Origin of the sequence: Synechococcus sp. CC9311, from assembly GCF_000014585.1 — a bacterium.
Classification (GTDB): Bacteria; Cyanobacteriota; Cyanobacteriia; order PCC-6307; family Cyanobiaceae; genus Synechococcus_C.
The window spans coordinates 160,916-173,208 of sequence record NC_008319.1 but is presented as its reverse complement, the minus strand read 5'-3'; the positions used below and the strand labels follow the sequence as shown (position 1 = coordinate 173,208).

Sequence of the window (12,293 nt, the reverse complement as noted above, 5' to 3'; positions counted from 1 at the left end):
GCAGAGCCTTCCGATCACTTCTTTGCCCAAGAAGATCTTCAAGTTGTGATCCGCAGCCCTAGTTTGTTTTTTAAAGAGCAATACATTCCAGTGAGTGGCTTGAGCCAGCCCGGACAGGTTCAGCCTCATCTCATCTTTGACCAAATCCCAACGACCTGATGCCTGCTTCTCTCATTCGCAATTTGGTGACCGGTGGTGCTGGTTTTTTGGGGTCCCATCTCTGCGATCGCTTGATGGAATCTGGAGAAGAGGTGATCTGCTTGGATAATTACTTCACGGGCCGTAAGGCGAATATTGCGCAGTGGATGGGTCATCCCCGCTTTGAATTGATTCGCCATGACGTCACTGAGCCGATCAAGCTCGAGGTGGACCGGATCTGGCATTTGGCCTGCCCAGCTTCCCCGGTGCACTACCAATTCAACCCGGTGAAAACGGCGAAAACTAGCTTTATTGGTACTTACAACATGCTGGGCCTAGCCAGGCGGGTTGGGGCAAGGCTGCTGTTGGCCAGTACCAGTGAGGTGTATGGCGATCCAGAGGTGCATCCCCAGCCCGAGAGCTACCGAGGATGCGTGAACCCCATCGGCATTCGCAGCTGCTACGACGAAGGCAAGCGCATTGCTGAAACGCTCTGTTTCGATTACCAGCGGATGCATGATCTGGAAATCCGGGTGATGCGGATTTTCAACACCTACGGTCCGCGCATGCTTCCGGATGATGGCCGGGTGGTCAGCAACTTCATTGTGCAGGCGCTGAAAGGAGAGCCGCTAACTCTTTATGGCGATGGCAGTCAAAGCCGTAGTTTTTGCTTTGTGGATGATCTGATCGAGGGGATGATTCGCTTGATGAATGGCGATCACAGTGGGCCGATCAACATCGGCAATCCAATCGAATTCACGATCCGGCAGCTGGCTGAGCTGGTGCGAGACAAGATCAATCCAGAGCTGGAGTTGATCTGCAAACCGTTGCCTCAAGATGATCCACTGCAACGGCAGCCGATTATCGATCTTGCAGAAAAGGAGTTGGGCTGGACACCTGAGGTGGCGCTAGAGAAAGGCCTTGAGCCCACGATTGCTTACTTCAAGGAGTTGCTCTTGCTGCATAACGTTTGACGTGATTAGCGGCTCGAATTTGTTGACTTCTACTTACTTCTCCTTCACATTTGCCCAAGGCCTTGGAGGGATTGATTTTTTGCTTCAATCCTTCGCCAGGAGCTTCGTTTAATCGCAATATTTTCCACGATGAGAAAACAGCATTGACACGATGATCGCTGCCTAAATCCAGGCCGAGCAGGATGGCTTTGAGGCAAATTTCAAACCGTAGTTTCCAATCGTCTTGACAGATTCTTCCTTTGCTCTGCACGTGGCTTGCGATTTGCCTGCCTCGCTTTTTTCCTGTTTCAGTCGTGAAAATGCAGTCGTGATCAGAATAATCCGAGCCAAATGATTGTGATTGGCTTTTGGATCAGGCGCTCATTATGCCGTTTATGCATAAAACCTGATTTCATGCTTTGAAGGCCTTGCGCAATCTTAGTGGTCTGTAATTTCAGAACTTTTTAGTCTCAAATTGAGCCGTCTTTCGGCATGGCATTCTGAGTTGATGAGGGTTTTGATCTTCACCTCCAGCGGTGGTACGGCTCATGATGCAGCGGCTTATGCGATCGAGGCCTGGCTGAAACGCTGGGATCCAGATGGGGAGGTTCTGGTTGAGCATGTGCTCGAGAACGCGAGCGTCTTCACCCGCGCAGGAGTCGCTCTTTACAACTGGATCCAACGCCATGGACCCTGGATGCATCAGATCTATTGGCGTGTTGTTGAGTTTGAGGATGTAACCAAGCCCGGCACCCTGCTTGCTGGTCGTTTCTATGTGATCAGGCTGTTGCGCAGGCTTCAGCCTGATCTGCTGATCTCTACCCATCCCCATATCAACCGTGGGCATTTCGATTTGGCTCGGCGGGTTTGTCCCAATTTGCGCTGCATCACCTGCTGCACCGAGCTCGATGGGGGCTTTGGGTTCAGTCGTAATTGGCTCACAAGGAGCGCGGATGTTTTCTGGACGCTGACCCCCGAGGTGAGTGCTGATGTACGCCGTAGGGGCTACAAACGTGTCCCAGTCCCGGCCTTGGGACCTTTGTTTGATCCGGCCTTTGAGGAGGAGCTCGCCCGGCCGGAACGTGGCATTAGCGCTGATCAGTTGCCGTTATTGGTTTTAGGGGCCGGTGCCAACGGTGCCAATAACCACATTCGCTTGCTCGATGTGTTGTTGCCCCTGGCAGGAAGGCTGCGTGTCGTTGCGTTATGTGGTCGTCGTCAGGCTGCTCTGGATCAACTTCGGCAATGGGCTGAGCAGCATCCCCAACTCTCCCTGAAGCCGTTGGGATTCCAGGGGCCTGCTGAGATGGCCAAGTTGTACAAACAAGCTTGGGCGATGGTGGCGAGGCCAGGTGCGCGGACAGCCACGGAAGCATTGGCAGCAGGCACTGTGCTGATTTTCAATGGTTTCGGGATGACGATGCCCCAGGAGCTGTTGGCCCGTCGCTACTTCCAGGCAAGGCAGATTGATTGCTGCATCCGCAAGCCTCAAGACTTATTAGATCTCTGCAGTCGCTGGCTGGATCATCCGGAGCGGTATCAGACGCTCAAGGCGCAGGTAGGGAGACATCCGCTTGTGGCTGATCGAGAGGCGATTCGTTCGCTTCTGTTGGACGGAGACTTCGCAAAGGGATGACGGGATTGGATCATCCGGACAAGCCCAATCAGCAAGAAGCGATTGCGGTCATAGGGATGGGCTGCCGGCTGCCTGGTGGTGTTGAGAGCTCCGACGATTTTTGGGATCTTCTGGCTGAGGGACGAGACGTTGTCGGGGAGATCCCTCCTGAACGTTGGGATCCGCAACGCCATCACGATCCGGATCCGCGTCGCCCGCTTCACCAGCACGTGCGCCGCGCCGGACTGGTGGAAGGGGTCGATCGGTTTGATCCTGGCTTTTTTGGAATTAGTGGCCGGGAAGCGCAGTGCATGGATCCTCAGCAGCGCTTGCTCCTGGAGGTGTGCTGGCGTGCGATTGAGGGGGCAGGTCATCCCCTCGAACAGCTTCGCGGACGCGCTGTGGGTGTGTTTATGGGCATCTCCAGTGCCGACTACAGCGCATTGTTGTGGGCCTCGGAAGCGCAGTACCTCATGCCCGACAACGAGCCCTTCATCCTCACCGGCAACACCGGTTGCATCGCCGCGAACCGTATTTCTTATGCCTTTGATCTCAAAGGTCCTAGCTTCACGGTGGATACCGCTTGCTCTTCGTCGTTGGTTGCGGTGCATCTGGCCTGCGAGAGTTTGCGCCGCGGTGAGTCAGAGCTTGCTCTGGCTGGAGGTGTGCAGGCCTTAATCCATCCCGGCATACAGATGAGCTTCTGCAAGGCGGGGTTGCTGTCGCCATCAGGCCGCTGCCGCAGTTTTGATGCTGAGGCGGATGGCTATGTGCGTTCCGAAGGGGCCGGTGCTGTATTCCTCAAGCCGTTGAGGGCAGCTCTGCGCGACGGTGATCGGATTGAGGCGGTCATCCGTGGCACCGCGGTGAATTCCGATGGCCGCAGTCAGGGGATCGCAGCGCCTAGTCAGAAGGCGCAGATGGCTTGTGTGCAAGCCGCCTATGCCGCTGCTGGGCTGTCGCCTGCGGCAGCGCAATACGTGGAAGCCCATGGCACGGGGACCCGTCAGGGCGATCCCATCGAACTGCGCGCCTTGGGTGCCGTGCTCGGAGCTGGGCGATCAAAGGCGAAGCCTTGCCTCGTGGGTTCAGTGAAAAGCAACCTCGGCCATGGCGAAACCGCCGCAGGGATTACGGGCCTGATCAAGACGGTGCTCTGCCTGAAGCGTCGCCAAATCCCGGCAAGCTTGCACTACAGCCGCCCGAGCCCCAGCGTCGACATGCTTGGGCTTGGACTCAAGGTGTCTGATGCGCTGATGCCTTTCCCTGCGGAGGATCAAGAGCTTGTAGCCAGCGTTAGCTCCTTCGGCTTTGGCGGAACCAATGCTCATGCGGTTCTTAGCGCTGCAACTGAGCTTGATGGCGACTGCGCTAAAGCCTCCGGCTCTGCAGCTCCCGCCTTGCAGCTGCTCTGGTTGAGTGCTCGCTCCCCCGAAGCGCTTGCCGTACTTCGTAGGGATTACGCGGAATGGCTGGATTCCCATCCCGAGGTGGAGATCGCTGATCTTTGCGCCAGCACGCATTTGAGAAGGTCGCAGTTCCCTCATGCCATAGCCCTCATCGTCAGTAGCCGAAAGGAGTTGCTGAATCAATTGCTTGGTCAGGGTGCTGTGGCCTGGTCTGGAGAGGTGCCATCCAGGGGTCAAGCCGCTCTACCAGCTTCTCTGCAGAAGATTCAATTAAAGATGTTGTCTCCTGGCGCCTCCGCTCGCCGAATGCTCGAGGAGCTGGTGGAGGCATTGGCATCAGGAGCTCAGATGTCTTGGTCCACTTGGCATGAGGGTGCTGACTGGTGTTTGGTGCAACCGCCTGGACACCCCTTTCTCCGCTCTCGCTACTGGTGGAGCTCAATTGAGACGGCAGCTAAGGATGTCAAAGCGAGTCTCTGGTTGGATCACCTTGGCTTGACAAGCCCTGCGCCACAACGTCAGGGAGCGTTGCAGCTGCAACGCCTGGATTTGCCAGGAGAGACGCAGCATTGGAACGCGGAGCTTGACGCTGACAGTGTTCCGGATCTGAAGCACCACCGGCTTGGCGGTCAGCCCGTGTTTGCGGCGGCTGGTTATCTGGCGTTGGTTCTCGACTGGCTGAAGGAGCGGAAGCAGGCGCTGCAGTTGGGCGCCGTTCAATTGGAACGGCCGCTCTGGCTCCATGACGGGCCGGTGCGACTGCAAGCGCTCCTTCATGGACAGGAGCTCTCGTTGCATAGTCGCCCTGTTTCTGGTGATGATTCCAGTGACTGGCAGCTGCATGGACAAGTGCAGCTGGCTGTTGAAGCTGGTGAGGCTTCCTTGTTGCCAGAGCAGGGATTCATTCCGAGCTCAGAGGCTGAAAGGCAGGCGCCGGAGGAGCTGTACGGCGCTTTGAAGCGGCTAGGGCTCAGCTATGGACAGACGTATCGGCCTATTCGTGAGTTCTGGGTTGACGGGCTTTGCGCTGAAGCCCTTCTCATTCGGCCGGAGGGAGCTCCGGATCGTTGCCTGATCGATGGGTGTTTTCAGCTTGTTGCAGCCGTGATCGCTCAGGAGCCGGCTGCCGCTCAGTTGCTGCTTCCCACCGGGGTGGAAGCCGTTCACTTTGGATGCTGGCCCCTGCCGGATGCATTGCGTTGCCGGCTGCAGCTACGGGAGTCGAGCGTTGAGCAGCAAGGCGCCGAAGCGAGAGGCCATCGGGTGGCTGATCTGGAATTGCACGATGTGGCGGGCGCTCCGATCGGTTCGATCAGAGGTCTGCAGTTGCGGCAGTTATCGCGCACCATGCTCGATCTCATGGTTCCTGTGGCCCCTGCCTTACCGGCGGCCAGGCTTTTGGAGGATGGTTGGTCTGAGCTGCCGGCCGGAGCGCTGTCCGAGTGGAGCTCGGTGGCATCGGAGCCGATCAGTTTGATTGCTTTGGGAGAGATCCCCGAGACAGTCCAGACCTGGTGCGACCAGCAAGCGATTGATCCCATCGTGATGGAAGAGTCTGCTGATCCCGCCACGTTGGTGCCCGCACTCGTGCAGACGCTGCAGGCCTTGCCGCTGCAACGTCCGCGTCAGCTGTTTGTACTGTTGCCGCATCTCTTCTCTCCGGCAGTTGGAGCTGTGCAGGCGGCGGTCCGCAGCCTGGCTCAGGATTGTCCGGCCTGGCGTTGCAGCACGATCACCCTGAAGGGTGAGGTCTTGTCATCGCCCCAATGGCAACGGTTGCTAGCGGCTACGGGTGGTGATGCTGAGCTGCGCTGGTGCGGCGAAGACCGGATTGATACCCGTTGTTTGCATCCGATGGATGGCGATCGGTTTCGGATCCTGGCGGATGGCAGCGGCAGATTGGAAGGCTTGGTGCATGCGCCCCTGCCCCTGCCCCAGTTGCTGCCTGGAGAGTTGGAGCTGGCGGTGGAGGCCACAGGGCTCAATTTCCGCGATGTCTTAAATGCTCTCGGTCTGCTGCAGACCCACAACCAGTCGTTGGGGCTGAGGGCTGATGCCCAGCTGCCGTTCGGGGGAGAAGCGGTCGGCCGCGTGGTGGCTGTGGGCCCGGGGACCGATCCTTCCTTGCTGGGATCCAGGATGTTGGCGGCGCTCACCCTGGGCAGTTTGGCGAGCCATGTGAGCTGTCGCGCCGACCTGTGCGTGCCCTGGCCTGAGTCCTTGGACCCAGTGTTGGGTGCAAGCCTGTCGACGGCCTATCTCACAGCCGAACACGGACTTGAGCAGCTCGCTCAGCTTCAGCAGGGGGAGACCGTGCTCATTCACGCTGCCGCCGGTGGGGTTGGGCAAGCTGCATTGCAAGTGGCCTTGCGTTGCGGTGCTCACATCTTGGCCACAGCAAGTGCGGCTAAGCAGGCTGCCCTATTGGAGCAGGGGGTGGATGCCGTCTTTGATTCTCGCTCCACCGCATTCGCTGATCAGGTGCTGGAGCACACCGGAGGGCGTGGCGTTGATGTGGTGCTCAATAGCCTTAAGGGGGAGTGGGTGGATGCCAGTTTCCGTGCTCTCTCTGAGGGGGGGCGGTTTGTAGAGCTCGGCAAGCTGGAGATCTGGAGTGATCACCAGGTGCGGGAGCGGCGCCCAGATGTGACCTACCACCGCTTTGATCTGCTCGAGTTGGCGGCAAGCGATCCCCAGCCGTTGCGTCAGCGACTGCTGGCTCTGGTTGAGGCGGTCCAGCAGGAGCGAGTGAAGGCTTTGCCGACCTCCGTTTTCTCTTTGGCCGAGTGCAAAGACGCCTTTCGGCTGATGGCCCAGGGCCGGCATGTGGGCAAGTTGGTGATCACCTTGCCCACACAGGCGCCCCCGTGCCGCATCCGTTCCGACGGGACCTATTTAATTGTTGGTGCCTTTGGGGGTCTGGGTCTTCGGCTGCAGCGCTGGTTGGTGGAGCAGGGGGCTCGGGCCCTGTTGCTCGTGGGTCGTCGGTTGCCTCAGCCCGACAGCGATGCAGAGCAACAGCTGCAGAGGCTCCGTACTCAGGGGATTGAAGTGGAGTCCCTCACTTGGGTGGAACTACCCCGGGCCCTGGATGTGCTGCCGAACAACCAGCCACTGCGGGGCGTCATCCATGCGGCGGGAACGCTTTGGGACCAACGCATCGATGCGATTGATGCGCTGGGCCTGGAGACGGTGCTCTCGGCGAAGTGGGGTGTTGGTGAGCAGCTCCAGCAAGTGCAACAACTGCAGCCGGAGGCTTGGTTGCAGGTGGATTTCCAGCTTGTGTTTTCTTCGCTTGCCGCTGGGGTTGGTTCCCCGGGGCAGCTGGTGTACGGAGCTGCCAACGCAGCTCTCGAAGCGATGTGCCTGTCGGCTGAGCATTCTGAACAGCCAGGCGGGCCATTGCGGCTGGCCATTCAGTGGGGTCCCTGGGGCGGAACGGGCATGGCGGCTGGACTGGAGAAGCGTTTTGAAGCCGTAGGCCTCAAGCCTTTGCAAGACAGTGAGGCGTTTGAGGCGCTGGCGCGTCTCCTGCAGCGCGGACGCAGCGGGGTGGTGACCGTGATGGCGGCCGACTGGCCGCGGCTGGTGAGCCAGGCGCTTCCTCGTCAGGCGGCCTGGTTTCAAGCACTGTTGCCAGAGGCTTCTGGTCGTTCGGAAGCGCAAGTGCGAGCTCAACTAGAAGCACTGCCGATGCGGCAGCGTCGGCCCTGGCTCTTGGCCACGCTTCAAGAGCTTTTGGCGGGAGTGATGGAGGAGCCATCTGCCCAGCTCGACCCCCACACCAGCTTGTTTGATCTTGGGCTCGATTCCTTAATGGCGGCAGAGTTCGCAGCGGTGGTGCAGGAGGCCTTGGGGTGGCGCCTGGATCTAGCGGCCCTCAGTGATGCGCCCTGCCTTGATGATCTGGCAGCCCTGGCACTCGAGCGCTTGAGCACGGATGGGGAGGTTTCAGATCGGATGGCGCTGAATTTGGATCAAGAAGCTGAGCTGCCGGAGGCGTGGAGCCGGCCAAACCTGCCCACGTTGGAGGCGCCCGGTGAGCAGTTGCTGCTCACCGGGGCGAGTGGCTTTTTGGGCGCCTACCTGCTGGCAGGGCAGCTTGAGCGTTGGCCGGAACTGCGGCTGCGTTGTCTCGTGCGTGCTGCCTCCAGGCAACAGGGATCGGAGAAGTTGGAGCTGAATCTTCGTCGTTATGGGCTGTGGAATCCTGCCTGGGCGGAGCGGTTGGAGGTGGTGCTTGGGGATCTTGCCCAGCCGCGCCTGGGACTGGACCCTGATCAATTCGCTGCTTTAGGCCAGGGGTTGGGTGGAATCCTCCACAACGGTGCCCAGCTCAGTCAGATGGCCAGTTACGCCCAACTGGCAGCGGCCAATGTGGGAGGAACTCGAGAGCTGCTCCATTTGGCCACCGCAGGCTCACCAGTGCGTTTTGAATTGATTTCCAGCGTTGCTGTGTTTGAGGCTGATGTTTGTTGCGACCAGGTGATCGCTGAGCACGATCCGCTGGAGGCTTGGACCGGTATCCAACTCGGCTATTCCCAGACGAAATGGGTCACGGACCGGATGGTGCGGCGGGCAGGGGAGGCCGGACTTCCCGTCACGATCTATCGACCTCCGCTGATTGCCGGGCCCTCCAATGGCAGCTCTTGGCACCAAGGTGATCTCCTGCAGCGCTTGCTGCAGGGTTGTTTGGCCCTTGGGGCATCACCTGATCTGGCATGGGAGCTCGATATGGTTCCTGTGGATTATGTGGCTGATGCGATCACTGCACTGGCTTGGAGTGGGCCTGCCAAGGGACGCTGTTTCCATTTGCAGCACCCTGAGCCGTTGATGCTCAACGCCTTGCTGAGCCAAATCACCGAGACTCTGAGCGGCTGGCGGATTGTGCCAATGCAGGTCTGGATCTCTGAGATCGAACAGAGCTCGGCCAATCCGCTTCAGCCCTTGCTTCCTTTTCTGCAGCAACGCTGGGGAGACGATGGCCTGACCTATCCGGAGCGCAATTGCAGGGGAAAGCGGGCTCGACCTAGTTGTGCTTCCACCACTGAGTTGCTGGCTGAACAGGGGGTGCGCTGCCCTGATTGGCCTCAATTGATTGGTCCCTGGTCATCGGTGCTGCTTCAGCAGAGCTCTGGGGTTTGAACTTGCCCTCAACAGCGCTGTTGTTTGGACTACTACTTCTGCAGATTGTGCTGGTAGGGCTCTTTGCCGATCGACTGCGCAAGTTGCGCAGTTGCATCACACCGTGTGCAGCGGAGCCTGAGGAGGGATGGTTGCCTTTGGAGGTGGTGCTGTGTTTGCGAGGGGCGGATTCCTGCCTGCCACGGCTGTTGGAAGCTCTTGCTCGCCAGACCTACCCAGGCCCTTGGCGGCTGCAGGTGGTGGTGGACAGCGCTGCTGATCCAGCCTGGACCCTGCTCCAGCCCTGGCTGGCTCGCACTGATACCGCGTGGAACGAGCTGCAATGCCGAACGCTTCAGCAGCGTCCGAGCCAGGGCTCGCTGAAATGTGCAGCACTACGCCAGGCCTTTGCTGGTCTTCATTCCGATAGCGCCCTTGTGGTGCTGCTCGATGCTGATATCCGCTTCGCTGAGGATGGCCTGGAGCGCTGTGCCCGTGCTTGCTTGCATCCCGGCGTTGGGGCGATCTCCGGCAACCGCTGGTTTGCGCCGCCATCACCAGGGTTATCGGGATTGAATCTGAGCAGCTGGACGCGAGCGGTGTGGAACGCCGGTGCTGTGGTGTTGATGACCCTGTGGAAGATCCCTTGGGGTGGATGCCTTTGCGTGCGCCGCTCAGTTGTGGAAGCGGGCGATTGGCTGGAGCTACTCAGCCGGGGCCTGTGCGAAGACACCGGCCTGTTGGGTCCGCTGCGACGTTTGGGTTTGGACTACCGGTTCGCACCGGATCTGGTCATGGTGGATCCGGATCCTGCTCAACCGTTGCTCCCGCTGAGCCGCTGGATCACCCGTCAGCTGCTCACCGCTCGCCTGCATCATCCGGCCTGGGGCTTGGTGGCACTCCACGGGATTAGCAGTGCAGCGCTGCTCTTGCTTGCGCTGCTTGAGGGAGATTGGACCACGGCGCTGGTCTACGAGCTGGGTTGCGTGGGACTGCTGTGCTGGATTGAACAACTGCTGCAGCCGGAAGGTCGTCCCCATTGGTTGGGCTGGAGTGTGGGCCTGTTGCCAGGGCAGCTGGTGGATGGGGTGTCCACAGTGGCAGCCTTGCTGGCTCGCCGGATCTCTTGGCGTGGGGTTGACTATGCCGTGCGGACGAGGCCTGCGCGGGTGTGGATCCAGCGCGATCGACTCCAATAAAGGTGTCATTGCTGACCGGGTCGTCGATGTCTGCCAACGGGGCCAAGGGGGCACCGCCTAACAGCGTGCTGTTTCGCTTCCTCTGGTGTGGTCAGTTGATCTCCAATCTGGGGACGCAGACCAGCCTCTACGGCATTGGGCTTTGGCTGTTTGCTCAGTCGGGCAGGTTGCTCGACTTCGGTCTGGTGGCGTTGGTGGTGCAGCTCGCCCGAATTCTGGCTCTGCCTCTGCTGGCTTCTCGATTGAACCACTGGCCACCGGCGCGGCTGATGCTGCTAGCCCATGCGGTCGGGGCGTTATGCACATTGGCCTTGGCTTGGGTGTTGCTGGGGGCCGCGCCCCAGGCGGGCCAGCTGCCGTCCCTGCTTCCGATTTTGTTGATTCAGGGTGTAGCGGCGATGGCGGAAGCCACGTTGGTGCTGCGATTTTCCAGTTTGATTCCGCTTTTGATTGCCGATGGACCTGCACTGATTCGGGCGAATGGTTTGTTTGCAACCACCGATGGCCTCGTGGTGACGATGGCCCCATTCCTGGGCACTTGGCTGGTGTCTGCCCTGGGGCTGATGGGTGTGCTCGGCTTAGACGCCCTCAGTTTTGTGTTGGCGATGGTTTGCGTGTTGTTGGCGCCCTGGAGCGAGGACATTTTGCAACGGCTGCCATCCCCTGCCCCTGCGGACTCGATCGGTTGGTCTTCGCTCCCCAGGCGTCTCCGTCGCTTCTGGCGCCGGCGTGCGCAGGCGCGGCAGGCACTTCTGCTCAGTGCTGTGGTGATGGGTGTGTATGCGGGCTGCGAAATCCTTTTTCCCGCCTGGGTGGCGGAACGTTGGGGTGCCGCCCGAATGGCTGTTGTGCTCGTTTTGGGTTGTGCCGGCTATGGAGGGGGGTTCCTGCTTTGGCGCTTCTGGTTAGGCCAGCATTGGCGAATGAGCGGCCGCGCGCTGCTACTGGGGCAGGCCCTCATTTTGGTTGGAGCTGGAGTGCCGGCGCTGGTGGCCGTGGATGGTCTGTGGTTCGTTGGTGTGTTTGGGTTCAGCTTGGGGTTGCCGGTGGTCACTGCCGCCCTGCATCAGGCCTGGGTCACCCTGGCGCAGCAGGAGGATCCGGCGCGTGTGTTTGCGCTGCGTTATGGCTGCGAGTGGAGCAGCCGGCTGCTGGCTTTCTTGGGCGTGTCGTTGCTCGCTGACAGGCTGGTCAAGCCCAACATCAGTTCGATGTTTGAGGCGATCCCTGGTCAGCCTTTGGCTTTCACGCTCAGTGGGCTGGGGGTTGTGGTGGTGGTCGCGCTGTTGCTCGGGACGCGGTTGTCACTCAAGGCCGGCCCCAGCATCAACTGACGCAGCGTTTCGAAGCTTTGGCGCAGGCTGGCGTCATGGAGGCTGCGGAAACTGGATTGAAGCAAGCCTGGAATCTCGGGCTGTAGCCGAATGGTGTGACGGACCAGGGTGCCTCCGGCATCTTGCGTGAGCGTCCACTCGCCGGATAGCGCGCGGATGTTTTCGCCGCGCACGAGCCTGTAGCGGAGGCTGCGGCTCTGAGGGTTTTCCTCGCCCTCGAGAAGAACATTGATGCGTAACCCGAAGGTATAGGGAGCCTGCAAAACCTGCTTGAGCCGTAGCTTCTGGCCTTGCCGTGACACCAGCTGCACGGCAGCCACATCCTGCATGGCCGCAAAGGTGCGGGCGTAGTTGGTGAGCACAGCCCAGGCTCGATCTATGGGAACCGGTACCTGCATGGAGAGGGTGGCTTGTTCACCACGACGCAGCAGCTGGACCCTGCTGCTTGTTTGGACGCGTTGCAGGGCGGGCCGAAGGGGAGGTGGTTCAACCGGCTGCGGGGTGAGGAGCAAGAACAGCAC

The 12,293-nt window shown here is 59.9% G+C and carries 7 protein-coding genes; 5 read left to right on the top strand and 2 right to left on the bottom strand.

Annotation, left to right across the window (positions count from 1 at the left end):
* Nucleotides 1-158: 158 nt before the first annotated feature.
* Nucleotides 159-1,112, top strand: coding sequence for a UDP-glucuronic acid decarboxylase family protein (locus tag SYNC_RS00800; RefSeq protein WP_011618144.1), 954 nt, complete (start codon nt 159-161; stop codon nt 1,110-1,112).
* On the opposite strand, the gene SYNC_RS14505 is transcribed toward SYNC_RS00800, so the two are convergent.
* Entirely contained in the window at nt 1,081-1,362 is a 282-nt protein-coding gene (locus tag SYNC_RS14505; RefSeq protein WP_011618143.1) for a hypothetical protein, read from the bottom strand. The two genes, SYNC_RS00800 and SYNC_RS14505, sit on opposite strands and share 32 nt — an antisense overlap.
* Before the next feature lie 237 nt (nt 1,363-1,599).
* Here SYNC_RS14505 and SYNC_RS00795 point away from each other — a divergent pair, with 237 nt between their 5' ends.
* Genes SYNC_RS00795 through SYNC_RS00780 form a run of 4 tightly spaced genes read left to right on the top strand, consistent with a single transcriptional unit; the run spans nt 1,600 to nt 11,772 of the window.
* Entirely contained in the window at nt 1,600-2,727 is a 1,128-nt protein-coding gene (locus SYNC_RS00795; protein ID WP_011618142.1) for a hypothetical protein, read from the top strand.
* Complete coding sequence (locus SYNC_RS13495; protein WP_011618141.1) at nt 2,724-9,260, top strand: thioester reductase domain-containing protein; 6,537 nt, start codon at nt 2,724-2,726, stop codon at nt 9,258-9,260. The genes SYNC_RS00795 and SYNC_RS13495 overlap by 4 nt, the downstream gene beginning before the upstream one ends.
* On the top strand, nt 9,200-10,438 hold the full coding sequence (locus SYNC_RS00785; protein ID WP_041426262.1) for a glycosyltransferase family 2 protein: 1,239 nt from the start codon (nt 9,200-9,202) through the stop codon (nt 10,436-10,438). Before SYNC_RS13495 ends, SYNC_RS00785 begins: the two co-directional genes overlap by 61 nt.
* 26 nt (nt 10,439-10,464) lie before the next feature.
* On the top strand, nt 10,465-11,772 hold the full coding sequence (locus SYNC_RS00780) for a hypothetical protein (protein ID WP_011618139.1): 1,308 nt from the start codon (nt 10,465-10,467) through the stop codon (nt 11,770-11,772).
* Here the strand turns inward: SYNC_RS00780 and SYNC_RS13640 are convergent.
* The gene (locus SYNC_RS13640) at nt 11,670-12,293 is read right to left on the bottom strand and encodes an SRPBCC family protein (RefSeq protein WP_011618138.1); all 624 of its coding nucleotides are present in this window, start codon (nt 12,291-12,293) and stop codon (nt 11,670-11,672) included. The genes SYNC_RS00780 and SYNC_RS13640 overlap by 103 nt on opposite strands.

Bases quoted from the DNA above. Each gene is read 5' to 3' on its own strand.
- SYNC_RS00800 (WP_011618144.1), top strand. From the start codon at position 159: ATGCCTGCTTCTCTCATTCGCAATTTGGTGACCGGTGGTGCTGGTTTT.
- SYNC_RS00780 (WP_011618139.1), top strand. From the start codon at position 10,465: ATGTCTGCCAACGGGGCCAAGGGGGCACCGCCTAACAGCGTGCTGTTT.
- SYNC_RS00795 (WP_011618142.1), top strand. From the start codon at position 1,600: ATGAGGGTTTTGATCTTCACCTCCAGCGGTGGTACGGCTCATGATGCA.
- SYNC_RS13495 (WP_011618141.1), top strand. From the start codon at position 2,724: ATGACGGGATTGGATCATCCGGACAAGCCCAATCAGCAAGAAGCGATT.